Consider the following 24343-nt stretch of genomic DNA (forward strand, 5'->3'; position numbering starts at 1 on the left):
ATGCTACCGGTCACTGCAGTGGCCGCGAGTGGCCGGATCCGGCCGTCAGGCGGGGCGCTCCAGCTTCTGGCTGATCACCTGGGAGATGCCGTCTCCCTGCATCGTCACGCCGTACAGCGCGTCGGCCGCCTCCATGGTGCGCTTCTGGTGGGTGATCACGATCAGCTGCGAGGCGGCCCGCAGCTCCTCGAAGATCACCAGCAGGCGCTGGAGGTTGGTGTCGTCCAGGGCCGCCTCGACCTCGTCCATCACGTAGAACGGGGACGGCCGGGCCTTGAAGATCGCGGCCAGGAAGGCCACCGCGGTCAGGGAGCGCTCGCCGCCGGAGAGCAGCGACAGGCGCTTGACCTTCTTGCCGGGCGGGCGGGCCTCCACCTCCACCCCGGTGGTCAGCATGTCCTCGGGCGAGGTGAGCAGCAGCCGCCCCTCGCCCCCGGGGAAGAGCCGCCCGAAGATCGCCGCGAACTCCCGCTCCACGTCCAGGTAGGCGGAGGAGAACACCTCCTGCACCCGGGCGTCGACCTCCTGGACGATGTCCATCAGGTCCCGGCGGGTCTTCTTGAGGTCCTCCAGCTGGGCGTTGAGGAAGGCGTGCCGCTCCTCCAGCGCCGCGAACTCCTCCAGCGCGAGCGGGTTGATCTTGCCCAGCTGGTTGAGCTGGCGCTCGGCGGCCTTGGCCCGCTTGGCCTGCACCTCGCGCACGTACGGCAGCGGGACCGCGTCCTCCTCGGCGTCGCCCGGAGGGGGCACGGGCACGTTCGGCCCGTACTCGGCGACGAGGGTGGGCACGTCGACGCCCATCTCCTCGCTCGCCCTGACCTCCAGCTGCTCCAGGCGCAGACGGCGCTCGGCCCGGGCCACCTCGCCGCTGTGCGCCGAGCTGGTGAGCTTCTCCAGGTCGACGGACAGCTCGCGCACGCGGGCGCGCACGGTCCGCAGCTCGGCGTCGCGCGCCTCCTTGTCCGCCTCGGCGGCGGCGCGCTCGGCCTCGGCCGCGGCCAGGGACACCGCGATCCGCTCCAGGGCCAGGCGGGCGCCCTCGGCGGCGGCCTCGGCGATGGTGGCCTGCGCGGCGCGGGTGCGCCGGCGCTCGGCGGCGCGCTCCATGGCGCGGCGCTCCTCGAAGGCCTGGGCGCGCAGCTGCTCGGCGCGGCCCGCGATCGAGCGGGCGCGCTCCTCGGCGGTGCGCACCGACAGGCGGCGCTCCATCTCGGTGGCGCGGGCCCGCGAGGCCTGGGCGGCGAGCTCGTCGCGGGTCTCGGGGTCGGGAGCGTCCTCCTCGATGGAGGCGGCCACCTCCTCGGCCTCGGCCAGCTCCTCCTCCAGCCGCTCCAGCTTGGCGGCCTCCTCGCCGCGCGCGGCGGCGGCCTTGGCGGCGGCGGCCGCGTACCGCTCGGACTCGGCCTCGGCGGAACGGGCCTGCCCGCCCAGCTTGCCCAGCCGCTGCGCGGACTCGTTGCGCCTGCGGTCGCCCTGGCGGCGGCGCGCGGTCAGCTCCTCGACCCGGGCGGCCAGGTCGGCGCGCTCGTGCCTGCGCTCCTCCAGCTCGGCGGCGATCCGCCCGGCGGCCTCGGTGGCCGTCTCCAGCCTCCCGGCCGCCTCGTCCACGGCCGCCTGGACCTCCAGCAGGCTCGGCGCGGCGGCCGAGCCGCCGTGCACCAGCGCGGCGGAGAACACGTCCCCCTCGGGGGTGACTGCGCGCACGCCGGGGACCTTGCGGACCAGGTCGCGGGCCGCGTGGGCGTCGGCCGCCAGCGCGGTGCGGTCCAGCAGGGCGGTGACCGCTCCGGTCAGGTGTTCGGGGGCCACGACGGCGTCGAGGGCGTAGCGGGCCCCGGAGGGCAGCGCGGGCCACTCCCCCCGGGGCACCGAGGGGACGGCCTGGGCGATGACGATCCCGGCGCGGCCCGCGTCCTCGGACCGGAGCAGGTCGAGCGCGGCCACGGCGGTGTCGGGGTCGCTGACCGCGACCGCTCCGGCGGCCGTGCCGAAGGCCGCGGCCACGGCGGTCTCCTGTCCGGACTCGACCTGGACGAGGGCGGCCAGGCTGCCGAGCATCCCCGGCAGGCCTGCGCCCAGGAGGGTGTCGGCGCCGTCCTTGTGCGCCAGCCCCAGCTCCAGGGCCTCCTTGCGCGCGGCGAGCGCGGCCCGCTCGCCCTCGGCGGTGCGCTCGGCGTCGCGCAGCCGGTTGATCCCGGCGTCGGCCTCGGACAGGCGGCGGGCCGCCTCCTCCTGGGCGGCGTCGAGCTCGGCGTCGCCCTCGTCGAGACCGGCCGCCTCCTCGGCGGCCATCTCGTACTCGGCCTGGGCCCGCTCCGCGCGTTCGGCGGCCTGGCGGGCGGACTCCTCCAGCCGGGTGATCTCGTCCCCGTTCGAGGCCAGTCGGCCGCGCAGGCTCTCCACCCGCGCGGACAGCCGCACGAGGCCCTCACGGCGCTCGGCGGAGGCGCGGTTGGCGGCCTCCAGCCGCTTCTCCTCCCGGTGCAGGGCGTCCTCGGCGGCGGAGCGCTCGGTGACGGTGGCCTCCAGGGCCTCGCGGGCCTCCTCCAGACGGGTGAGCAGCTCCTCCTCCTGGGCGGCGGCCTCCTCGGCCTCCATCTCCAGTTCCTCGGGGTCGCGGCGGTGGACGGGCTCGTCGGAGACGGAGACCAGGTTGCGGTGGCGCTCGTTGGCCAGGCCGCGCACGGCGTCCAGGCGCTCGGTCAGGCGCGACAGCGCGTGGTAGGTCTCCAGGGCGCGGGCCAGGGCGGGCGCGGCCTCGGCGGCCTGCGCCTCCAGCTCGGTCTCGCGCTCCTGGGTCTGGGCGAGGGCGGCCTCGGCGGCCCCGCGGCGGGCGAGGACCTCCTTCTCGTCCGCCTCCTCCTTGGCCAGCTGGCCGGTGAGGGTGACGATGTCGTCGGCGAGCAGGCGCAGGCGGGCGTCGCGCAGGTCGGCCTGGATGACGGCGGCCCTGCGGGCCAGCTCGGCCTGGCGGCCCAGGGGCTTGAGCTGGCGGCGCAGCTCCGCGGTGAGGTCGGTGACCCGGTCCAGGTTGCCCTGCATCGCGTTGAGCTTGCGGATCGCCTTCTCTTTGCGCTTGCGGTGCTTGAGGATGCCCGCGGCCTCCTCGATGAGGGCGCGGCGCTCCTCGGGACCGGCGTGCAGGACGGTGTCCAGCTGCCCCTGGCCGACGATGACGTGCATCTCACGGCCGATGCCGGAGTCGCTGAGCAGGTCCTGGATGTCCAGGAGGCGGCAGGTGTCGCCGTTGATGGCGTACTCCGAGCCGCCGTTGCGGAACATGGTCCGCCGGATGGTGACCTCGGTGTAGTCGATGGGCAGCGCACCGTCGGTGTTGTCGATGGTGAGGCTGACCTCGGCGCGGCCCAGCGCCTGGCGGGTGGAGGTGCCCGCGAAGATGACGTCCTCCATCTTGCCGCCGCGCAGGGACTTGGCCCCCTGCTCCCCCATCACCCAGGACAGGGCGTCCACCACGTTGGACTTGCCCGAGCCGTTGGGACCGACCACACAGGTGATCCCGGGCTCGAAACGCAAAGTGGTGGCCGACGCGAACGACTTGAAGCCGCGCAGCGTCAGATTCTTCAGGTACACCCACACCTCCCACGACGGTCACCGTTGATACACAGCGCGACCACCTAAGGGTGCCACGAAGCGGTGACCGGAGGGTGGGGTTCGGGCTGGTGTCCCCGATCGGACGGCCTAGGGGCCCGCGCCCCGGCGGGGAGGAGGGGGATGTCCGGCGGACACGGAGGGTTGTGACAGGGCCCGCCGGGTACAACGGTAAAAAGGCCGCAAGGGAAAGGAAAAACTGCGGCGAAGCGGACTTGAGGACAGCGACCCGGCCCGTCGACGGCCCCGGCCAGGGACGCCTGGCTTGCGCGTTCGGCGTCCCCGTCAGTGGGTCGACCACATCGGAGAGAACAGCTCTGGCTGTGCCCGAAACGTCGACGGCGTCAGGTCAGGCGAGCGCCGGCTCGCGGTCGGTCGCGCCGGAGGCGGCATCGGTGACGGCCATGCTGAGCTGGTCGTTCCGTGCCTGGAGACGGCTGATCTCGTCCTCAAGGTCGCGTACCCGGTTCTGGAGCCGCCGCACCTCCGAGACCATCCGAGGGTCGGAGACGCCGACGTGGCCAAACAGAGCCTTCGCCATGATGTGGGTCCTCCACACTGAGTGACCAGTGATAATCCGCGCACGTGATGTCCCGTGGAAAGCCGACCGATGGTGGTCCGGCCCGGGTGGAAGATCTGCGCGATGTGTCTTCCAGAGTCTCACTGTGCGCGCCGCTGGTCAAGATTGGATTACGACAGTCCGTAACGGCCACAACCCGGACAGGTATTCCGGGCAGGTGACAGCGCACGATCCGAACACGGCTACCCCGGGTCCAGCCGGAACGCGCGGACCGGTGACACACGCCGCGCGATGGTCGCCTCACACCCCGCGAGACCCTGCCGCGAGTCCCTGGGGACCGCCGCGGTCGTGCGGTGTGCTCGAATCGCGTTACCCCACAAGCATACTCACCGTTCGGCGAATCCGGTGAACGTCCCCCCAGACGAGGACCAACGTTCGACCACGGAGTCCACACGACCGGGTGTTGCACCGCCCCTGAGATGGCCAAGAAGGCGCTCGCACGCCTCCCTGGGGCCCTCGGCGACCACCTCGACGCGGCCGTCCCGGAGGTTCGTGGCCGCCCCGTCCAGGCCCAGTTCCAGCGCCTTGGACCGTGTCCACCAGCGGAAACCCACGCCCTGCACGTGCCCGCGCACCCACGCGGTCATCCGGACGGCCTCGACCTCGTCCCCCACGGACGGACTCCTTACTTACCTGGCAGACACACTTTGCTTTCCGACACGCCAAAGGCCCTTTTCACTTCCGGCCGCGCGGCGCCCTCTGACAGGTCGGGCAGCTGTAGGAGGAGCGGTTCATGAACGCCTCGCGGACGATCAGGGCGCCGCACCGCCCGCACGGGCGGTCGCGGCGGCCGTAGGCGTTGAGCCCGCGCTCGAAGTAGCCGCTCTCACCGTTGACGTTGACGTACAGGCCGTCGAAGGTGGTGCCGCCCACCTCCAGGGCCTCGGTCATCACCTGGCCCACGTGGCCCAGCAGCTCCACGGCCTCGGCGTCGGACAGCCCCCGCGTGGAGCGCGCCCAGTGCAGCCGGGACCGCCACAGCGCCTCGTCGGCGTAGATGTTGCCCACGCCGCTGATCAGCGACTGGTCCAGCAGCGCCCGCTTGACCTCGGTGCGCCGGGCCCGCAGCGCCCGCACGAAGTCCTCCGCCGCGAAGTCCGGATCCAGCGGGTCCAGGGCGATGTGGTCCACCGACGAGGGCACGTCCTCGCGCACCCCGGGCACGTCCACCATCAGGTGGCCGAAGGTGCGCTGGTCGACGAAGCGCAGCTCGGTGCCGTCCGACAGGGGCAGGCGCACCCGCAGGTGCTTCTCGTCGGGCTTGCCCTCGGGCTGGACCAGCATCTGCCCGCTCATACCCAGGTGGGTGAGGAGCATCTCGCCGCTGTCCAGGACGAGCCACAGGTACTTGCCGCGGCGCCGCGCGGCGGTGGGCACGCGACCCGACAGGCGGGCGGCGAAGTCGGCGGGGCCGGGCAGGTACCGCCGCACCGCGCGGGGGTGCAGGACCTCGACGGCGCCGACGGTGCGGCCCAGGGCGTGTTCGGCCAGGCCTCGTCGGACGACCTCGACCTCGGGGAGTTCGGGCACCGCCGACTCACCCCTGCCCGTCGCCGGAGACGGCACCGGCCGCGCCCGCCGTGTCGGCGGCGGCCTCGGAGCGGGCCTTGATGGCCTTCCACGCGGACTCGGCGGCCTGCTGCTCGGCCTCCTTCTTGCTGCGGCCCTCACCCAGGCCGTAGCTCTCCCCCGCGACGCGGACCGTCGCGCGGAAGGTCTTCTGGTGGTCGGGGCCGCTCTCGTCCACGTGGTACTCGGGGACGCCGAGCATCTCGGCGGCGGTCAGCTCCTGGAGGGAGGTCTTCCAGTCCAGGCCCGCGCCCAGTCCGGAGGCGGTGGCGATGAGCGGGTCGAAGAGCCGGTGCACGAACTCCGAGGCCACGTCCAGACCGCGGTCCAGGTAGACGGCGCCGATGACGGCCTCCAGGGTGTCGGCGAGGATCGAGGACTTGTCGCGGCCCCCGGTCCCCTCCTCACCGCGGCCGAGCCGGATGTAGGCGCCGACGCCCAGCCCGCGGGCGACGTCGGCGAGGGCGCGCATGTTGACCACGGCGGCGCGCAGCTTGGCGAGCTGGCCCTCGGGCAGGTCGGGGTGCTTGCGGAAGAGGGTGTCGGTGACCACCAGGCCGAGCACGGAGTCCCCGAGGAACTCCAGGCGCTCGTTGGTGGGCAGGCCGCCCTTCTCATAGGCGTAGGAGCGGTGGGTCAGCGCCCTGAGCAGGATCTTCGGGTCGACTTCGACCCCGATGGCCTGGTGGAACGCCTTGGCTTCGGAGACGGGGAGTTGGCTGGCCACTCGTTCACTTCCCTGTTCGTACGCGCCGGGCGGCGGCGCGCGGACGGCTGGAGTCGGGTGCGGCCCCCGCGGCTCCGCCAGGGTGCTCGAAAACGAGGTGACCGTCGCGGGAGGCTCCGCTCCCCCGGCAGCCACCACGAACTCGGGAACCCGGGAGAGCCCGGACCGCTGTGCGGCGCGCGGACGCTCCCGCGCGCCGGTGCTCGTCGTGTATCACGCTTTGTTCCTCGGCATCACTCTACAAACCCGCGTGCGGCGGCGCTCGGGGAGCACGAGGACAAGGGGCGGAATCCGTGCGGACACCGGCCGCGCACACGGGGCGGCACGGACACGGGCACGTGACTCAGCACGTGCGCGGGCACGGTCGCTCCGGCCGGGGACGGACGGTGACAGCACTTCGGGGCGGACCCTTGTACGGAGTCCGCCCCGAGATGGCTGGGGAATCGGGTACGAGGACCCGAAGCCCGTCATCCGCCAGACGCGTTCGGCCGCGGTGCGCAGGACCAGCGGTGTGATCCACTGCGCGCCTAGGCCGGGTTGGTGACCTGGCGGTTGTTGTAGGTGCCGCAGGTCGGGCACGCGATGTGGGGCTGCTTGGGGTCGCGGCAGCGCGGGCAGTTGACCAGCACCGGGCGCGACGCCTTCCACTGGGAACGGCGGGTCCGGGTGTTGCTCCGCGACATCTTCCGCTTCGGGACGGCCACTTCAATCCTCCTGGGTCACCCCCGCGCGGTCGCGGGAGGTCGCTTCTCTCGGTCACCCCGCGCACTGTGGCGGGGAAGGTGTGCCCCGGTCGGCGGGGGCGCGCCCGGGGGCGGCCGTCCGCGATCGGTTCACGAGCTCATCGTTCGCCGGGCTCGTCCGCGATCTCGCGGAGCGCCTCCCAGCGCGGGTCGATGTTGTCGCCGTGGCCGTGGTCGGGCCCGGCCTCGGCGAGTTTGGCACCGCACTCGGCGCACAGGCCGGGGCAGTCCGGACCGCACAACGGTGTGAGCGGGAGCGCGAGCACGACGGCGTCTCGGACCACGGGCCCGAGGTCGAGGAGATCGCCCTCTAGATAGTAGTCCTCATCCTCGTCGCCCGCGTCCTCGTCCGTCCCCGCCACCTCGCCCTCGTCGGCGGAGTACCGGTACAGCTCCTGGAATCCGGCCTCGACGCCGTCCGAGATCGGGTCCAGGCAGCGCGAGCACTCCGCGGTGAGCTGGCCGCGGATGGTGCCGGTGACGAGGACTCCCTCCATCACCGCCTCCAGGCGCAGGTCCAACTCGACCTCGCTGCCCTCGGGCACGGCCGCCATCGCCGTGGCGAACGCCTCGGGGACGGTCACGATGCGGTTGACGGTCCGCATCGACCCCGGCTGGCGGCCCAGCTGGCGGGTGTCGACCACGAACGGGTCACGAGGGTCTAGACGAGACAGGGTAATCGGGCTTTCACGAGGATTGCGGGCGCAGCACCGAACGCGCGGGAGGCGTCGCGTGCGACGGGCGCGAGCGGTGTCGGGGCACACCGAGAACCGGCGGTACCCATGGTCAAACCGAGATTGTACCCAGCATGTACCCCGCCGCCCAAATCAGCCCCGGCCCGACGGAGAAAGAGGCGGCGGAGCCAGGCGCTCAGCGGCCCTCGGAGTCCCTCCGCGCGTACTTCTCGCGCAGGCGCTCCTGGACGTGGGGGGTGACCAGGCTGGAGACGTCCCCGCGGTGCTGGGCGATCTCGCGCACGAGGCTGGAGGACAGGAAGGAGTACTGCGGGTTCGCCGTCATGAACACGGTCTCCACCCCGGATAGCTGGTAGTTCATCTGGGCGATCTGGAGCTCGTAGTCGAAGTCGCTGACCGAGCGCAGGCTGCGGACGATGGTCTCGATGCCGTTCTCCCGGCAGAAGTCGACGAGGAGGCCGTCGAACTCGCTGACCCGGACGTTGTCGAACTCGGCGGTGCCCTCCCGGAGCATGTCGAGCTTCTCCGGGACCGTGAACAGGCCGCGCTTGTTGACGTTGTTGAGCACGGCGGCGACGACCTCGTCGTACTGCTTGGCCGCCCGGCCGATGATGTCGATATGACCGTAGGTCACCGGGTCGAAGGAACCCGGGCAGACGACACGGCGCACGGTGGATCGCCCCTTTCAGCAGCTACGTTCGGGTACCGCGATCGTAGGGCTTGGCCTCGGCCCGGATTCGGGCAACACCCGTTTAGCGGTCGTCTTCGTCCGTGGTCGGGACGTGTGCGCGCTTTCGGCGCACGGCCTGCCATGACGGCCGAAGCGGGCTTCCCCCTCCCGAACCGGAAACCGCCCCTGACCGTTTTCCTACCCCGCTTCCCGCCTTCGTCCGGGAGGCGCGCCGGGGCGGGGCCCGGGGCGTGCGGGGTGGGCGCGAGGTCCGCGCGGAGTGGAACCTGTGTGGTGCGGGCGTCAAGTGGGGGTGGTGGCGGGCGACGGGCGGGCGTACCAGAGAACCGCCTCCCCGTACCCCCGGCTGCGGTCGCGCTCCAGGCCCTCGGGCCAGGAGGGTTCGGCCCCGCGTTTGGAGCGTTCGACGACGACCACGGCGTCCTCGGCCAGCCAGCCGCGGCCGACCAGGTCGGTCAGCACCCCGGTGACCTCGGCGTCGGTGACGGCGTAGGGCGGGTCGGCGACCACGAGGTCGTAGGGGTCGCCGGTGTTGTCCGTGCCGACCACCCGCTCCACGCGGTCGGCGGCCAGACGCGCACCGGGGAGTCCGAGCGTCTGGATGTTGCCCCTGAGCACCTGTGCCGCCCTGCGATCGGCCTCCACCAGCAGCGCGTGCGCGGCGCCCCGGGACAGGGCCTCCAGGCCGATGGCCCCCGAGCCCGCGTACAGGTCCATCACCCGGACGCCTTCGAGGGAGCCGAGGTCGGACTGGACCGAGGAGAACAGCGCCTCGCGGGCCCGGTCACTGGTGGGGCGGGTGTTACGGCCCTCGGGGACGGAGATGCGCCGTCCACCGGCCGTGCCGGCGATGATGCGGGTCATGCCCCCACGGTAGCGGCCGGGGTGTGCGGGCGCCCCGGTACGCGGGCAGCACGAGGCGGGCGGCCTGGGGACCCCCCGCTTTCCACGTTAGGCCCCGGCGCGCAGGCCGCACCAGAGCCCGCCTCGACCTGTGGACAACACCGCGGCCCGTGGACGGCCGCCCCCACCGCCGGGCGTCCGGTCGCCGTTCCCGCTCGCGCCCGACCCGGCCGCCCCGCGCGCTCAGGCCTTGTCCAGGTACTCCGCCCGCTCCTCGGGCAGCAGCGTCTCCAGCGCCTCGGCCAGCGGCGGGTGCCCGGTCAGCCCGGGATCGGCCGCCACGTACGCCGTGGCCTCCTCGCGCGCGTCCCCGATGAGCTCCTCGTCCTTGAGCAGGGTGAGCATCCGCAGGCTGGAGCGGGCGCCGGACTGCGAGTCGCCCAGCACGTCGCCCTCGCGGCGCATCTCCAGGTCCACCCGGGAGAGTTCGAAGCCGTCGGTGGTCGCGGCCACCGCGGCCAGCCGCTCACGGGCCGGAGAGCCCTCCTCCGCGTCGGTGACCAGCAGGCACAGCCCCGGCAGCTGGCCTCGGCCGACCCGGCCGCGCAGCTGGTGCAGCTGCGAGACGCCGAAGCGGTCCGCGTCCATGATGACCATCACCGTGGCGTTGGGCACGTCCACGCCCACCTCGATGACGGTGGTGGAGACGACGGCGTCGGTGTCCCCGGCCGAGAAGCGGCGCATCACCGCGTCCTTGTCGTCGGGCGCCATCCGGCCGTGCAGGACCTCCACTCGCAGTCCGGAGAGCGGCCCCTCCGTCAGGCGCGCCGCCACGTCGAGCACCGCCAGCGGAGGCCGTGCGCCCGCGGCCTCCTCGCCGTCCCCTGCGCCGACCTCCTCCTCGGCCTCCTCCTTGGCGTCGTCGCCGATCCGCGGGCAGACCACGAAGGCCTGGTGTCCGCCGCCCGCCTCCTCACGGATGCGCTCCCAGGCCCTGGCGAGGAAGTGCGGCTTCTCACGCGCGGGCACCACGTGCGTGGACACGGGTGCGCGACCGGTGGGCAGCTGGGTGAGGGCGACCACGTCGAGGTCGCCGTAGACGGTCATCGCGACGGTGCGCGGGATGGGCGTGGCCGTCATGACCAGCACGTGGGGGCGCCCGTCCACGGCCTTCTCCCGCAGGGCGTCGCGCTGCTCCACGCCGAACCGGTGCTGCTCGTCGACCACCACCAGCCCCAGGTCGGCGAAGGACACGTGCTCCTGGAGCAGGGCGTGGGTGCCCACGACGATCCCCGCGGCGCCGGACGCCGCGTCGAGCAGGGCCTCCCGGCGGGCGGCGGCGTTCATGGAACCGGTGAGCAGCGCCACCCGGGTGGCGTTCTCCGCACCGTCGATCTGGCCGGCGCGGCCCAGCGCGCCAAGCATGGCGCTGATGGACCGGTAGTGCTGCTGGGCCAGGACCTCGGTGGGCGCGAGCATGACGGCCTGGCCGCCGGAGTCCACGACCCGGAGCATGGCCCGCAGCGCCACCAGGGTCTTGCCCGCGCCGACGTCGCCCTGGAGCAGGCAGTGCATGGGGTGGGAAGCGTCGAGCCGCTCGGCGAGGCGTTCGCCGACCTCCCGCTGCCCCTCGGTGAGCGTGAACGGCAGCTGGGCGTCGAAGGCGTCCAGGAGGCCGTCGACCGCGCCGGGCCGGGGCTTGGCCGGCAGGTCCTCGGCGCGGTGGCGCCGCTGGGCGAGCGCGAGCTGCAGGACGAAGGCCTCGTCCCACTTCAGGCGGCGGCGGGCGGAGGCGACGTCGGACCACTCCGCGGGCCGGTGGATCCGGCGCAGGGCGTCGGCGACGCCGAGGAGCCCGCGCCGTTCGCGCAGTTCGGGGGGCAGCGGGTCGGGCAGGCTGTCGACGTCGGCGAGGACGATGTCGACGGTGCGGGCGATGGTGGTGGAGTCCAGGCCCTTGACCGCCGGGTAGACGGGGATGAGCTCCTCGGCGTAGGCCCGCGCCCGCTCGCCCTCGTGGCCGTCCTCGTCGAGGAGTTCGTACTGGGGGTGGTCGAGCTGGCGGCGGCCCTTGAAGGTGGAGACCCGGCCGGAGAACATCGCCAGGCGCCCGGGGACGAGGGCTCCCTGGTGGTAGGAGCCCCGGTTGAAGAAGGTCAGGTGCAGGCGCCCGGTGCCGTCGGTGACGGTGGCCTCCATCATGTCCATGCGGCGGCGGCCCTGCCGTGCGGGCACGGTGCGCCGCTTGGCGTCCAGGACGCGGGCCTGCACGGTGACCTCCTCGCCCTCGCGCAGTGCCGCGAGGTCGGTCAGGTCGCCGCGCCGGTCGTACCGGCGCGGGTAGTAGCGCAGCAGGTCGCCGAGGGTGTGCAGGTCGAGCTTCTCGGAGAGGGCCTTGGCCGTCTTGCCCCTGAGGGGCCCCCTGCTCAGCGGTTCGTCCCAGGTGCTCACGTGTGCTTCCCGTCTCGGATCGCCGGTCACCGCCACGGTAGTCCTCCGGTGCGACGCTCGCGCGCCTTCCCACCGCCTCGGTCGGCCCGCGAACGCGGGGGAGAGGGCCGGGCCCCGGCCCGGAGGGCTCCCAGGGTCCCGGTGGTCGACCCCGGCGGCCAGCCCGGTGGCACTGTCTCCCGTTGACACTGCCTCGCCCGCGGCTCCCGCCCCTCCCAATCGGGGTATACTCGTGGAAGTTCATCGCGTTTTCGCCATGCCCGCGTGGCTGATTCGATGCTCTCGGTGGTCAACCGGGTCGTTCTCGACCACGGCGCGATCCACCATCACACGTACGGACACCGGTCGTCGGCCCGCACTGCGCGTCGGGCCACGTCCTTCGTGTAACCTTCCACGGTTGGCGTCACCGTCAACCAGTCCGCCCGACCTCTCCCGGTCGGATGAATCTTCGCGTGCGGCGACGTGCGCGATCCCGAGCGCTTGAATGGAGTTACCGTGGCTTCCGTCTGCGACGTCTGCGGCAAGGGACCAGGGTTCGGTAACAGTGTTTCCCACTCGCACCGTCGCACCCGCCGCCGCTGGAACCCCAACATCCAGACCGTCCGCACCCGTGTGGGCGGCACGCCCAAGCGCGTGAACGCCTGCACCTCGTGCATCAAGGCCGGCAAGGTGACCCGCTAGGGTTCCCAACCCTCAGGACCTTCCATGGAGGCCTCCGACCATCTCGGTCGGGGGCCTTCACCCTTTGCCGGGGTCTGACGAGTCGTCGGGGTCCCGCCGGGGACCGCGGCCGCCCCGGTCACCGGCCCGGAACCCCTGCGGGCCCGGGGTCGGCGTGCGCCCCCGGCTCACAGCTGGCAGACGTGGCCGTTCAGGGAGCAGCGGATCGGGCTCTGCGGCACGCCGACCGCCTCGAAGGTGAGCGCCACCGAGTCGCCGGGCTCCAGGCTGTCCTGGTCGGCGGGCTGGCGGGCCAGGATGCCGTCCTCGATCTCCGCCCAGTCCGCGCCGTTGACGTGCGTGACCTCGGCGGAGTCGAAGGCCAGGGCCAGCTCCCAGCCGTCCAGGCTGGCCCGCGAGGTGTTGGTGACGGTGACGTGGCCGCTGAACCCGACCGCGGTGGACTCCGTGATGCGGTAGACGACCGTGGTCGGCTCCGACCCCGCCTGGGTCTGCGGCTCGCCCTCGGCCGCGGGCTCCTCGGCGTCGGTACCGGGTGAGGCGTCGTGCGTGGGCTGGGCCCCGTCCTGGACCCCGGGGTCCTCTGTCGCGCCCGGGGTGCCGCCGAACTGGAGGTAGATCTGGGTGGTGCTGTACCCGAACAGGAGCAGGCCGAGGATCACGCCGGAGACGACGAGCACGTTGAGCAGGCGCGGGGGTTCGACGTGTTTGGGGACCGTGCTCTCGATGAGGCCGCCGAGCCGCCGCAGCGCGCCGACGTCCTTCGGCTCGCTGCGGTGCACACCCCGGCGGTTGCCGTTCCGCCAGCCATGCCGCCCCATAAACCGCTCCTCGACGTTTCCATCACCCTCCACCGAGAGCTCCGGTTCCGGTCCCTCCCTCGTCGCCCTCCGTCGTGTGCGTCCCCGTCCGGTGCGGTGGACACCCGCGAAGCCGTGGCTTCTTCTACCAACCCTCGGTCGGTCGTTCCCGGGGACTTCCTGGGGCCGCTGCGTCCCATGAGGCGGGTGCTGCGCCCGGAAAGGCCGCGTTCGCAAAGCCTAGCGTGAGAGTTAAACAGGACAAATCCCATCGGGCGCCTCAGTGCCGGAAATGATCCCATCCTCCGCGAGGCGGAACCCGCCCATCGACCGTGACCGGAATTGTGTTTTCTTCCGCGGTTTCACCTGTTGTTCCCACAACGGTTCCCACCCTGTACCAGTGAGCGGGCAGAGCGGTGTGCGGCGGGAACACGGCGGCGAGGGCGTGGTCCTCGCCCCCGGCGACCATGAGGTCGCGCGCGGCCCGCTCGGCCGTGTCGGCTCCGGCGCCCAGGGCGCGGACCGCATCGACGAGGGCGGGCTCGGGGCGCAGCGCCTCCCCCTCCAGGTCGACGCGCACCCCGCTGGCCCGGCAGACGTGCCCGAGGTCCTGGGCGAGGCCGTCGCTGACGTCGAGCATGGCCGTGGCCCCGAGGCGGGACGCCTCCGCTCCTCGGGCATAGGGCGGGCTGGGCCTGCGGTGCTCGGACAGGCACTCGGCCGGGCCGTCGATCCCCTGTTCCAGCAGGGCGAGCCCGGCGGCCGACAGCCCCAGGTGGCCGGTGTAGGCGACCACGTCGCCGGGCCGGGCGCCGTCGCGGCGGACCGGCGCCCGTCCCTGGAGGTCGCCGAGCGCGGTGACCGCGATGGTGAGGGTGTCCGAGCCGACCATGTCCCCGCCCACGACGGCGCCGCCCGCGACCGCGCACTCGTCGCGTACTCCGGCGGTGAACTCCTCCGCCCAGGACACCGGCAGGTCGGCGGGCGCGGCGAAGCCGATGAGCAGGCCGGTGGGGCGGGCGCCCATGGCCGCGACGTCGGCGAAGTTCTGCGCGACGGCCCGGTGCCCCACGTCACGGGCGGTGGACCACTCGCGCCGGAAGTGGCGGCCCTCGACCAGCAGGTCGGTGGTGGCGACCGTCCGGCCGTCGGGGGACGCGACGACAGCGGCGTCGTCCCCTGGTCCGAGGATTACATCGTCCGTGGTGGGGAATTGGCTCGTCACGCGTGCGATCAGAGCGAACTCACCAAGACCCCCAATGGTGTTCCGCACAGGGATCAGGGTACGGTGACGCTCCGGCGCGGTGGTCCGGACCCACACTTGTCATCCGTCCGTCATCGGCCGCACCCTGGCTCGGCCGTGAACCCACTCGCCGCTTCGCCCGGCGACACGAAGGAGTACTCATGGTGCAGGCATACATCCTGATCCAGACCGAGGTCGGTCAGGCGGCCGAGGTGGCCGGACGCATCCGGGGCATCGAGGGGGTCGAGAAGGCCCACGACGTGACCGGGCCCTACGATGTCATCGTCCAGGCCAGCGCCGAAGACATCGATTCCCTGGGCACCCTCGTGGTGGCCCGGATCCAGCGGTTGGACGGCATCGCCCGGACTCTCACCTGTCCCATCGTCAACATCTGACGCATCGCGTCATCCGGAGCGGGGTCTGCTGTGCTGAGTCGGTACGCGTACGCCGGTGTGGTCGCGGCCCTGGCCCTGGTGGCGACGGGCTGCGGCGCGCAGACCGTACGGATGCAGCCGCCAGAGGCGGACGCGGCGGCCGCCGAGGTCTGCGCCGACCTCGTCGCGGCGCTCCCCGACACCCTGCTGGGGGCGGAGCGGGCACGGGTGCGGCCCGACTCGGAGCTCACCGCGGCCTGGGGCGACCCGCCCATCGGGCTGCGCTGCGGGGTGGAGCGCCCGGTGACCCTGACCAGCACCTCCTACCTGCAGGAGGTCAACGGTGTTCCGTGGTTGCCGCAGCCGGAGGACGCTCCCACCATGTACACGGCGATCGGCCACGAGGCCTACGTGGAACTGTCGGTCCCGGCCGCCCACGGCGCCCCCGCCGCCGCGCTGTCGACGGTCAGCGACCTGATCGTCGAACACGTCCCGGCGCTTCCCGAAGGGGAGCTGTGACCCGGAGCTCGCGCCGGGAGGTCTTGACCGCGCGCCCACGGGCGGTTCCCGGCAGGTGAGCGGGCCCGGGCGGCGGCGTTCGCCGGACGGACCCGGGCGGCGGTGCGCGTTGGGCGTGCGCTGACGCCGGTGCCCGGCGGGCGGGCACGCCGAAGCGGGCGAAGGCGCGGCCTCCCCCCTTACCACGCCAAGCCCGCGCGGAACCCGTCCGCCAGGGGCTTTCGCAGCCTGTGGGCGACACACGCGTGGGGCCGCCAGCGGCCGCCGGCGGCCCCACGTTCGGCCATCACGGGATCACGGTGACGGTGGAAAGTCCCGTCAGTTCTCCGCCCCGGCCGACTCCTCGGCTGCCGGCTCGTCCTCGGCGGCGTCGGAGGGAGCGTCGGAGGCCTCGTCCCCAGCGCCCTCCTCAGCGCCCTCCTCGGCTCCGGCGTCACCGCCTTCGGGGCCCTCCATGGTCTCGGCGTCCACGCCGCCGCCGCTGCCGAGCATGGCCTCGACCTCCTCGGCGTTCTCCGCCACGCCGCCCGAGCAGGCGGCACCCGGCTCGGGAACGTCGGTGCCGCGCTCGTACAGCCGCACGAAGCGCTGGAGGTTCTCGTCGTCGGCGCTCTCGGCGCTGATCTGGCGCCCCCAGCTGGAGGCGACGATCGGCGCGTCCAGCTCACCCGCGTAGGGGCTGATCACCAGGTAGTCGCCGGAGCTGTACATGTCGGTCAGCGTCTGCACCTGGTCCTCGGGCAGGTCGGGCCGGTAGTTGATCCACACCGCGCCGTGCTCCAGGGAGTGCACCGCGAACTCGTGGGTCACCGGCTCGGTGTAGACACCGCAGTTCTGCCAGGCGTTCCAGTGGTCGCCGCCCACGGGCGGGGTCTGCTCGTAGTTCACGCGCTGCCCGGTGTCGACGTGGACGTAGGAGCCGACCTCGTACTCCTCCACCCCCGAGATCGTGCGGCTGCGGAACTCCATGAAGACGAGGAAACCGATCAACCCCACGACCAGGACCACAGCGGTCGTGATACCGGTGGTGGTAAGGATTTTGCGGCGGCGCTCCTCTTTGACGCGTTGCGCCTTCAGCTCGGCGGCGCGGCGGCGACGCTCCTCCGCCGTCTTCTTCTTGGCCACGGGGTCTCCTGGGGTGGATGGTGACATTAGGGACTTACCTATCCTCTACTTTGGCACCAGAGTTGGGCGATTCGACCAGGATGGTTCCTATGGAACAGAAAAACGGTCCCGCGGCCGGGACCGCCGACCACGTCGGCGATGTCCCGGACGACGACGGGCCCCCGTGGGAGGACGGGGCACCGGACGAGGAGACCCCGTCGCGGGTGTCCTGGCGTTCGGTACCGATGTGGACCACTGTGATCCTCGTCGTACTGGCCCTGGGCGGGGGTTACCTGCTGGGACGCCCGTCCCACCCCCTGGACACCGGTGCCGACGCCGGGTTCCTGCGCGACATGAGCGCGCACCACGCCCAGGCCGTGGACATGTCGATGATCATCCTGGAGAAGACCGAGGACCCCGAGCTGCGCACGGTGGCCACCGACATCACCCGCACCCAGCAGGCCCAGATCGGGATCATGCAGGGGTGGCTGATGGCCTGGGACCTCAACGCGCGCGGCGTGCAGGAGCCGATGGCCTGGATGGAGGGCCACGACCACGGCGGCGAGGGCGGCGAGGTCCCCGACACGATGCCGGGCCTGGCCTCCTCCGAGGAGATGGTGTCCCTGGAGGACGCCGAGGGCGTGGAGGCCGAACTCCTCTTCCTGGAGCTGATGATCGCCCACCACCGGGGCGGCATCGAGATGGCCGAGGCGGAGGTGGAGCTGGGCCAGGAGGACCTGGTCACCAACTTCGCGCAGGGGATGGCCGACTCCCAGCTCAAGGAGATCGACCTGATGGAGGGCATGATCGACCAGCGCCAGGACGGCGCCTCCGGCGACTGACCCCGCGTTCGGGCACACGAGGACGGCGGCTCACCTCCGGGTGGGCCGCCGTCGCCGTGTCCGGGGCCGTGTGCGTCCGGGTCCGTCCGCGTCGGGACGGCGCGTGCCCGGAGCCGGTCCCGCACGGATCCGGACACTCCCGCGGACCGGCACTCCCGCGGCCTGTCCCGCGCGCGGCGGTTCGTGTCCCGAAGCGTGTGTGTCCGAACGCACACGGCGGCTCCCCGCGCGGCCGCGGCCGCGCCACCCCGGCGGCTTTCCCGCAGGTGGCGGCGGTGGAGGCCCGTCCACAGCCTCCGCCGGAGCACCCCAGAGAGCCCGCGCACCCACCGGGGAGACGCACGGAACACCGTTTTCCGCAGGACCCGCTGGAACTACGACACCCTGTAGAACTACGATCTGTAGTACTACCGGCGGTCGGTACTTGGAGAGGCGGGTATGGAAGCCCTTGAACTCGCGAGGTGGCAGTTCGGTGTCACCACGATCTACCACTTCCTGTTCGTACCCCTGACCATCGGGCTGTCGTTCATCGTGGCCGTGCTCCAGACCCTCTGGTACCGCACCGGCAGACACGAGTACCTGCAGGCCACCCAGTTCTTCGGCAAGCTCTTCCTCATCAACTTCGCCATGGGCGTGGTCACCGGGATCGTGCAGGAGTTCCAGTTCGGCATGAACTGGAGCGAGTACTCCCGCTTCGTCGGCGACGTCTTCGGCGCCCCGCTGGCCATGGAGGCCCTGCTCGCCTTCTTCCTGGAGTCCACCTTCATCGGACTGTGGATCTTCGGCTGGCACCGGCTGTCCCGGGGCGTCCACCTGGCCTGCATCTGGGCGGTCGCCGTCGGCACCAACCTCTCGGCGTACTTCATCCTCGCCGCCAACGCCTGGATGCGGCACCCCGTCGGCTACACGGTCAACGAGGAGAACGGGCGCGCCGAGCTCACCGACATCTGGGCCGTGCTCAGCAACGACCAGGCCTGGTCCACCTACCTGCACACCGTCTCGGCCGCGTTCATCACCGCCGGGCTGTTCGTCGTGGCGGTCAGCGCCTACAAGCTCTGGCGCAACAGCCACCACGACGACACCGGCGTCCCCGGGGTGGTCCCGCCCCGGAAGGACTTCGCCCTGTTCCGCGGCACGCTCAAGGTCGGCCTGGTCTTCACCCTGGTCGCCGGGGCCCTGGTGGTCTTCTCCGGCGACCACCAGGCCAAGCTCGCCGCCGAGTACGAGCCGATGAAGCTCGCCGCCGCCGAGGCCCTGTGGGAGACCGAGGAGGGCGCGGCCTTCTCCGCCCTGGCCGTCGGCGACACCGAGGAACGCTACAACCCCATCGACATCACCATCCCCAACGTGCTCAGCTTCCTCGCCACCGGTCAGTTCGACGGCGAGGTGCACGGGATGAACAACCTGGAGGAGGCCTACGACGAGTACTACGGCCCCGGCGACTACACCCCCAACGTGTTCGTCGTGTACTGGTCCTTCCGCCTGATGATGGGCCTGGGGATGTTCGGGGTGGCGGTGGCCGCGCTCGGCCTCCTCCTCACCTGGGGCAGGGAGCGCACACCGACCAGCAAGTGGTTCTACTACGCGGCCATGCTCGCGCTGCCCGCGGCGCTGGCCGCCAACATCTTCGGCTGGGTGCTCACCGAGATGGGCCGCCAGCCCTGGACCGTGCACGGCGAGCTGCTCACCGCTGCCAGCGTCTCCCCCGGGGTGAGCCTGGGGGCCGTCGCGGCGACCCTGGCCGGGTTCACCGCGGTGTACGGGGGGCTCTTCGTCGTCGAGGTCGGCCTGCTCCTGAAGTACATCAAGGCCGGGCCCTCCCACCTCGTCCCCGATCTGGAGGACGACGAGGACGAGTCCAAGATCCCGCACTTCAGCTACTAGGAGCCAAGGACCATGGAACTGGCCGTCATCTGGTTCATCGCCATCTCGGTCCTGTGGATCGGGTACTTCGTCCTGGAGGGGTTCGACTTCGGGGTGGGCACGCTCATGCCCTTCATGGGCAGGCGCGACTCCGTCGACCGCCGGGTCGCCATCAACGCGATCGGGCCGGTCTGGGACGCCAACGAGGTGTGGCTGATCACCGCGGTCGGCGCGACCTTCGCCGCCTTCCCCGCCTGGTACGCCTCCCTGCTCAGCGGGTTCTACGCACCGGTGTTCCTCATCCTCGTCGCGCTGATCCTGCGCGGTGTGGCGTTCGAGTACCGGGGCAAGCGCGACAGCTCCGTGTGGCGCGCCTGGTGGGACCGGGCGATCTTCGCGGGCAGCACCGCGCCCGCCTTCCTGTGGGGCGTGGTCTTCGCCAACGTCCTCCGGGGCGTGGCCATGGGCCCCGACCAGGTGGTCACCTCCTCGGTGGCCGACCTGCTCAACCCCTACGCCCTGCTCGGCGGGCTGACGACGCTGTCGCTGTTCACCCTGCACGGGGCGATCTTCCTGACCCTCAAGACCGACGGGCCGGTGCGGATCCGCGCGCGCCGGGCCGCCCTGTGGTCCGCGTGCGCCGCGGTCCCGCTGGGCGCGCTCTTCCTGGTGTGGACCCAGCTCGCCCACGGCGACGGGACGCGGACCCTGCCGCTGGTCGCCCTCTCCGCCGCGGCGCTGGCGGGCGGGGTCGCGGCTGCCTGGCGGCGCCGCGAGGGGTGGTCGTTCGCCTTCACCGCGGTGACCATCCTCGCCGCGTTCGCCGCCCTGTTCACCGCGCTGTTCCCGAACGTGCTGCCCTCCACCACCGACCCCGCGTTCAGCCTGACCGTCGCGGGCGCCTCCTCCGCCGAGTACACGCTGACCGTGATGTCGTGGGTGGCGGTGGTGTTCCTGCCGCTCGTCCTCCTCTACCAGGGGTGGAGCTACTGGGTGTTCCGCAGGAGGGTGACCGGCGAGACCGTGACCGGCGAGACCGTCACCCAGGCCGAGCGCGGAGGCAAGGATCCCGAACCCGCTGCCTGACGGTGCCGCGGTGCCTCCCCGCGGGCACACCCGCCCCCGGGAGGCACCCGGCCGCCCCGTGGCGGAGGGCCGCGGTGGCGGCCGGTCAGCGAGGCGCGCCGGGTGGATACTGGGGCCGTCGCGCCCGCCCCGGCCGACCGGTGCGGCACCGTGCCACCGTGAAGGCCCCAGCCACTCCGGGTCAGACGTGCACCCGGTCCGAACGACGTCGTGAGGTCCCGCGCCTATGAAGCCCCTTGACCCGCGCCTGGTGCGTACCGCCAGCGCGGTACGCGCACACCTGGCCGTCTCCGTGGCCAGCGGAGCGCTCATCACCGGCCTGATCCTGGTCCAGGCCTGGCTGCTGGCCCGCGCCGTCACCGGCGCCTGGCGGGGCGAGGGGCTGGACACCCTGGGCTGGGTGGTCGGCGCGGTCGCGGCCGTCGCCGTGGTCCGTGCCCTGTTGTCCTACCTGGCCGAGACCTCCGCGCTGCACAGCGCCGCGCGCACCAAGTCGCAGCTGCGCCGCCAGCTGGTGGCGCACGTGACCGGGTCGGGCAGGGTGTGGGCGGCTGAACCCGGCGAGGACGGTGAGCAGGGCTCGCCCAAGGCGGGCGAGCTGGTCACCCTGGCCACCCGGGGCCTGGACGCGCTCGACGACTACTTCGCCCGCTACCTGCCCCAGCTGGTCCTGGCCGCGATCGTGCCGCTGGCCGTGCTGGCGGTGGTGTTCTGGGCGGACTGGATCTCGGGGATCGTCATCCTGGTGACGGTGCCGCTGATCCCGGTGTTCATGGCACTGATCGGAATGCACACCCAGCAGCGCACCGACCGGCAGTGGAAGCTGCTGAGCCGCCTGGGCGGGCACTTCCTGGACGTGGTGGAGGGGCTGCCGACCCTGGCCGTGTTCCGCCGGGCCAAGGCGCAGGCCGAGATCCTGCGCCGGGTGGGCGAGGACCACCGGCGGGCGACGATGGGAACGCTGCGGGTCGCCTTCCTGTCGGCGTTCGCGCTGGAACTCCTGTCCACCCTGGCAGTGGCGCTGGTCGCGGTCGAGGTGGGCCTGCGCCTGCTGGGCGGCCACATGGACTACCAGACGGCGCTGCTGGTGCTGATCCTGGCGCCGGAGGCCTACCTGCCGCTGCGGGAGGTGGGCGCCCGGTTCCACGCGAGCATGGAGGGCGTGTCCGCCGCGGAGCAGGTGTTCACCGAGCTGGAACGCGGGCGCGGAACGGCGCGGACCGGGGCCGCCGCACCGGGCCCCGCGGACGGCACGGCCGACGGACCCCGGGAAGCGGGAGAGACCGGGGAGGCCTCCGACGTCCCGGGGGCCGCCCGCGCCGCGGACGCCGTCAGGGCGACGGCCGCCGCGACGGGAGCCGGCGGCTCCCCCGCCCCTCCCCCGGCGACCGGCCGACCCGCGCCCGCCGCCGGAGGCGACATCCGCTTCGAGGACGTGGAACTGCTCTACCCCGGGCGGGACGTGCCCGCACTGTCCGGGCTGGACCTGGAGGTGTCGGCCGGGGAGCACCTGCTGCTCACCGGCCCCAGCGGGGCGGGCAAGTCCACCCTGCTGTCGCTCCTGCTGCGGCTGGTCGAACCCACGCGGGGGCGTGTCAGCGTGCGCGCGCCCGGCGGAGGGTGGCAGCCCCTGGACGGGGTCAACGCCGACGACTGGCGCCTCGGCACCGCCTGGGTCCCCCAGAGCCCCTACCTGTTCGACGTGTCCGTGGCCGACAACATCCGGCTGGGCGCACCCGACGCCTCCATGGAGCGGGTGCGCGAGGCGGCCCGGCTGGCAGAGGCCGACGCGTTCGTCCGGGCCCTCCCCGACGGCTACGGCACCCGGCTCGGCGAGCGCGGCGCCCGCCTGTCGGCCGGACAGCGGCAGCGGATCGCGCTGGCGCGGGCGCTGTGCCGGGACGCCCCGCTCGTCCTGCTGGACGAACCCACCGCCCACCTGGACCCGGAGAACGCCGCGGCGGTGCGCACCGCCGTCGCCCGGCTCCTGGAGGGCCGGACCGCCGTCATCGTCGCCCACGACACCGGCTGGGCGCACGGCGTCCTCGGAGACACCCTGCGGACCGCGTCACTGCCGCTGCTGACCCAGGAAGGGAGTGCGTCGCGATGAGCGCCGACACCGCCGCCCCCGACACGCTCCACGTGCCCGAACGCGAACGCCGCCGCGACCCGCTGCTGCGGATGACGGCCCTGGCCCGGCCGCGCGTGGGCCGCTTCGCGCTCGGCGTGCTGCTGGGCGCCGCCGCGACCGGCGCGGCCGTGGCCCTGCTGGGCGTGGCCGCGTGGATGCTGGCCACCGCCGCCGACCACCCGCCCATCACCGCGCTGGGCGTGGCCGTGGTCGCCACCCGCGCGCTGGGCGTGGGCCGCGGGGTGGCCCGCTACCTGGAGCGGCTGGTCACCCACGACGCCGCGTTCCGCACGCTGGCCGAGGTCCGGGTGCGGGTGTACGAGAGGCTCGCCAGGACCGAGCCGTTCGGCCGCTTCCGGTCCGGGGACCTGGTGTCCCGGCTGGTCAACGACACCGAGGCCACCCTGGACCTGCTGGTGCGCGGACTGACTCCGCCGCTGGTCTCGGTGGTGACGGGCGGCGTCACGGTCCTGGTCCTGACCGCGCTGTACGCGCCGGGAGGGCTGCTGCTGGCGGCGGGCCTGCTGCTGGCCGGTCTGGCGGTACCGCTGGCCGCCGCCGCGCTGGGCCGGGAGCCGGGCAGGCGCCAGGCCAGGGCGCGCGGGGAGCTGTCGACGACCCTGGTGGACACCCTGCACGGGGCGTCCGACCTGGTCGCCTACGGCGCCATGGACCGACAGGTGGAACGGGTGTACGCGGCCGACGAGGAGCTGACCCGGCTGGCGCGCGGGGACTCCGCGATCCTGGGGCTGGGCGCCGGGGCGAGCGCGCTGATCACCGGGCTGACCGTGTGGGGCGTGCTGTTCCTGGGCGTGGCCGCCGTGGAGGGCGGAACGCTGGACGCGGTGTCGCTGGCGGTGCTGGTGCTGGTGACGCTGGCGGCGTTCGAGATCGTGGCGCCGCTGCCCGCCGTGGCGGCCAGGCTGGGGGCGATCCGGGCGAGCGGCGCGAGACTGTTCGGGGTCCTGGACACCCCGCCCGCGGTCGCCGCGCCCACGCGCACGGGCCTGGACCCGCACGGGGACGCGACGGTCCGGGTGCGGGACCTGCGGGTGCGCTACGGACCCGGGGAACCGTGGGCGCTGGACGGGGTGGACCTGGAGATCCCCGCCGGGTGGACGGTGGCGGTGATCGGCCCCAGCGGCGCGGGCAAGAGCACGCTGGCGTCGGTGCTGCTGCGGTTCCGCGACCCGGACGGCGGCCTGGTGGAGATCGGCGGGGAGGACGTCACGTCGTACCCGGCCGACGAGGTGCGCGGGGTGGTGTCGGGTGTCCCGCAGGACCCGCACGTGTTCGCCTCCACGCTGCGGGAGAACCTGCGGCTGGCCCGACCCGGCTCGGAGGACGACGAGCTGTGGGAGGCGCTGCGGCGCGCGCGGTTGGCCGACGACGTGGCGGCGATGCCCCGGGGGCTGGACACGCGGGTGGGCGCGCACGGCCTGGGCCTGAGCGGCGGGATGGTGCAGCGGCTGGCGCTGGCCCGCGCCCTGCTGGCGGCGCCCCGGGTGCTGGTGCTGGACGAGCCGACCGCCCATCTGGACCCGGACACGCGCGACGCGGTGGTGGAGGACCTGCTGGTCGCGACCGAGGGGTACTCCACCCTGCTGGTCACGCACGACCTGACGGGCCTGGACCGCGTGGACCGGATCTACGTGGTGCGCGACGGCCGGGTGATCCAGCAGGGCACGCACGAGGAGCTGTCCCGGCGGGAGGGCTGGTACCGCGACGTCAGCACGGGCTGACCGCGTGCGGATCGCGTCCCGAACGCGTGCGGCGGCCCGTGTTCCCGGCA

At 72.9% G+C, this 24343-nt stretch carries 21 protein-coding genes; 8 read left to right on the forward strand and 13 right to left on the reverse strand.

Going from position 1 to position 24343, the window contains the following annotated elements; all coding sequences use genetic code 11:
* Positions 1–45 precede the first annotated feature (45 nt).
* From smc to recG, 10 genes are all read right to left on the reverse strand, one after another.
* Positions 46–3591, reverse strand: coding sequence for a chromosome segregation protein SMC (gene smc, locus HGB44_RS12835; protein ID WP_061078191.1), 3546 nt, complete (start codon positions 3589–3591; stop codon positions 46–48).
* A 367-nt stretch (positions 3592–3958) separates the two neighbouring features.
* Positions 3959–4150, reverse strand: coding sequence for a hypothetical protein (locus HGB44_RS12840; protein WP_061078192.1), 192 nt, complete (start codon positions 4148–4150; stop codon positions 3959–3961).
* 365 nt (positions 4151–4515) lie between these two features.
* Positions 4516–4803, reverse strand: a complete 288-nt coding sequence (locus HGB44_RS12845; RefSeq protein WP_061078193.1) for an acylphosphatase — start codon at positions 4801–4803, stop codon at positions 4516–4518.
* A 61-nt stretch (positions 4804–4864) separates the two neighbouring features.
* Positions 4865–5719, reverse strand: coding sequence for a bifunctional DNA-formamidopyrimidine glycosylase/DNA-(apurinic or apyrimidinic site) lyase (mutM, locus tag HGB44_RS12850; protein WP_061078194.1), 855 nt, complete (start codon positions 5717–5719; stop codon positions 4865–4867).
* Between the two features lie 7 nt (positions 5720–5726).
* Complete coding sequence (gene rnc / locus HGB44_RS12855; RefSeq protein ID WP_061078195.1) at positions 5727–6485, reverse strand: ribonuclease III; 759 nt, start codon at positions 6483–6485, stop codon at positions 5727–5729.
* Positions 6486–7012: 527 nt separating this feature from the next.
* A complete protein-coding gene (gene rpmF / locus HGB44_RS12860; protein ID WP_013151268.1) occupies positions 7013–7189 on the reverse strand; it encodes a 50S ribosomal protein L32 in 177 nt (58 codons plus the stop codon).
* 137 nt (positions 7190–7326) lie between these two features.
* Complete coding sequence (locus HGB44_RS12865) at positions 7327–7872, reverse strand: YceD family protein (RefSeq protein ID WP_061078196.1); 546 nt, start codon at positions 7870–7872, stop codon at positions 7327–7329.
* A gap of 226 nt (positions 7873–8098) precedes the next feature.
* Positions 8099–8593 (reverse strand): pantetheine-phosphate adenylyltransferase, encoded by a 495-nt coding sequence (gene coaD / locus HGB44_RS12870; RefSeq protein ID WP_061078197.1) that lies wholly within the window; start codon positions 8591–8593, stop codon positions 8099–8101.
* A gap of 303 nt (positions 8594–8896) precedes the next feature.
* On the reverse strand, positions 8897–9478 hold the full coding sequence (gene rsmD / locus HGB44_RS12875) for a 16S rRNA (guanine(966)-N(2))-methyltransferase RsmD (RefSeq protein WP_061078198.1): 582 nt from the start codon (positions 9476–9478) through the stop codon (positions 8897–8899).
* A gap of 222 nt (positions 9479–9700) precedes the next feature.
* Positions 9701–11908 (reverse strand): ATP-dependent DNA helicase RecG, encoded by a 2208-nt coding sequence (gene recG, locus HGB44_RS12880; RefSeq protein WP_061078199.1) that lies wholly within the window; start codon positions 11906–11908, stop codon positions 9701–9703.
* Positions 11909–12403: 495 nt separating this feature from the next.
* Between recG and rpmB the strand changes: the two genes are divergently transcribed.
* The gene (rpmB, locus tag HGB44_RS12885; protein WP_013151263.1) at positions 12404–12589 is read left to right on the forward strand and encodes a 50S ribosomal protein L28; all 186 of its coding nucleotides are present in this window, start codon (positions 12404–12406) and stop codon (positions 12587–12589) included.
* Between the two features lie 167 nt (positions 12590–12756).
* Here the strand turns inward: rpmB and HGB44_RS12890 are convergent, their stop codons facing one another.
* Both HGB44_RS12890 and HGB44_RS12895 read right to left on the reverse strand, forming a co-directional pair.
* The gene (locus tag HGB44_RS12890; RefSeq protein WP_061078200.1) at positions 12757–13410 is read right to left on the reverse strand and encodes a cellulose binding domain-containing protein; all 654 of its coding nucleotides are present in this window, start codon (positions 13408–13410) and stop codon (positions 12757–12759) included.
* A gap of 259 nt (positions 13411–13669) precedes the next feature.
* Complete coding sequence (locus tag HGB44_RS12895; RefSeq protein ID WP_061078289.1) at positions 13670–14662, reverse strand: thiamine-phosphate kinase; 993 nt, start codon at positions 14660–14662, stop codon at positions 13670–13672.
* Positions 14663–14793: 131 nt separating this feature from the next.
* Here HGB44_RS12895 and HGB44_RS12900 point away from each other — a divergent pair, with 131 nt between their 5' ends.
* Together HGB44_RS12900 and HGB44_RS12905 are read left to right on the forward strand one after the other, a co-directional pair.
* Positions 14794–15027 (forward strand): Lrp/AsnC family transcriptional regulator, encoded by a 234-nt coding sequence (locus HGB44_RS12900; RefSeq protein WP_013151260.1) that lies wholly within the window; start codon positions 14794–14796, stop codon positions 15025–15027.
* A 30-nt stretch (positions 15028–15057) separates the two neighbouring features.
* Entirely contained in the window at positions 15058–15525 is a 468-nt protein-coding gene (locus HGB44_RS12905) for a DUF3515 domain-containing protein (RefSeq protein ID WP_061078201.1), read from the forward strand.
* 318 nt (positions 15526–15843) lie between these two features.
* Here the strand turns inward: HGB44_RS12905 and HGB44_RS12910 are convergent, their stop codons facing one another.
* Positions 15844–16650 (reverse strand): DUF3105 domain-containing protein, encoded by an 807-nt coding sequence (locus HGB44_RS12910; protein WP_061078202.1) that lies wholly within the window; start codon positions 16648–16650, stop codon positions 15844–15846.
* 89 nt (positions 16651–16739) lie between these two features.
* Here HGB44_RS12910 and HGB44_RS12915 point away from each other — a divergent pair, with 89 nt between their 5' ends.
* The 5 genes from HGB44_RS12915 to cydC all read left to right on the forward strand — a co-directional run bounded on the left by HGB44_RS12915 (position 16740) and on the right by cydC (position 24293).
* Positions 16740–17471: a DUF305 domain-containing protein gene (locus HGB44_RS12915; protein ID WP_061078203.1), complete on the forward strand. Its 732-nt coding sequence runs from the start codon at positions 16740–16742 to the stop codon at positions 17469–17471.
* Between the two features lie 438 nt (positions 17472–17909).
* The gene (locus HGB44_RS12920; protein ID WP_061078204.1) at positions 17910–19355 is read left to right on the forward strand and encodes a cytochrome ubiquinol oxidase subunit I; all 1446 of its coding nucleotides are present in this window, start codon (positions 17910–17912) and stop codon (positions 19353–19355) included.
* Between the two features lie 12 nt (positions 19356–19367).
* Positions 19368–20420 carry a cytochrome d ubiquinol oxidase subunit II gene (gene cydB / locus HGB44_RS12925; RefSeq protein ID WP_061078205.1) on the forward strand — a complete coding sequence of 351 codons (1053 nt, stop codon included), beginning with the start codon at positions 19368–19370 and terminating at the stop codon, positions 20418–20420.
* Between the two features lie 226 nt (positions 20421–20646).
* Complete coding sequence (cydD, locus tag HGB44_RS12930; RefSeq protein ID WP_061078206.1) at positions 20647–22530, forward strand: thiol reductant ABC exporter subunit CydD; 1884 nt, start codon at positions 20647–20649, stop codon at positions 22528–22530.
* Positions 22527–24293 (forward strand): thiol reductant ABC exporter subunit CydC, encoded by a 1767-nt coding sequence (gene cydC / locus HGB44_RS12935; protein WP_061078207.1) that lies wholly within the window; start codon positions 22527–22529, stop codon positions 24291–24293. Before cydD ends, cydC begins: the two co-directional genes overlap by 4 nt.
* Positions 24294–24343 lie beyond the last annotated feature (50 nt).

The organism is Nocardiopsis alborubida (assembly GCF_012396365.1).
Classification (GTDB): Bacteria; Actinomycetota; Actinomycetes; order Streptosporangiales; family Streptosporangiaceae; genus Nocardiopsis; species Nocardiopsis alborubida.

Bases quoted from the DNA above. Each gene is read 5' to 3' on its own strand.
- HGB44_RS12920 (WP_061078204.1), top strand. From the start codon at position 17,910: ATGGAAGCCCTTGAACTCGCGAGGTGGCAGTTCGGTGTCACCACGATC.
- HGB44_RS12890 (WP_061078200.1), bottom strand. From the start codon at position 13,410: ATGGGGCGGCATGGCTGGCGGAACGGCAACCGCCGGGGTGTGCACCGC.
- cydD (WP_061078206.1), top strand. From the start codon at position 20,647: ATGAAGCCCCTTGACCCGCGCCTGGTGCGTACCGCCAGCGCGGTACGC.
- HGB44_RS12900 (WP_013151260.1), top strand. From the start codon at position 14,794: ATGGTGCAGGCATACATCCTGATCCAGACCGAGGTCGGTCAGGCGGCC.
- cydC (WP_061078207.1), top strand. From the start codon at position 22,527: ATGAGCGCCGACACCGCCGCCCCCGACACGCTCCACGTGCCCGAACGC.
- cydB (WP_061078205.1), top strand. From the start codon at position 19,368: ATGGAACTGGCCGTCATCTGGTTCATCGCCATCTCGGTCCTGTGGATC.
- HGB44_RS12840 (WP_061078192.1), bottom strand. From the start codon at position 4,150: ATGGCGAAGGCTCTGTTTGGCCACGTCGGCGTCTCCGACCCTCGGATG.
- HGB44_RS12915 (WP_061078203.1), top strand. From the start codon at position 16,740: ATGGAACAGAAAAACGGTCCCGCGGCCGGGACCGCCGACCACGTCGGC.
- rsmD (WP_061078198.1), bottom strand. From the start codon at position 9,478: ATGACCCGCATCATCGCCGGCACGGCCGGTGGACGGCGCATCTCCGTC.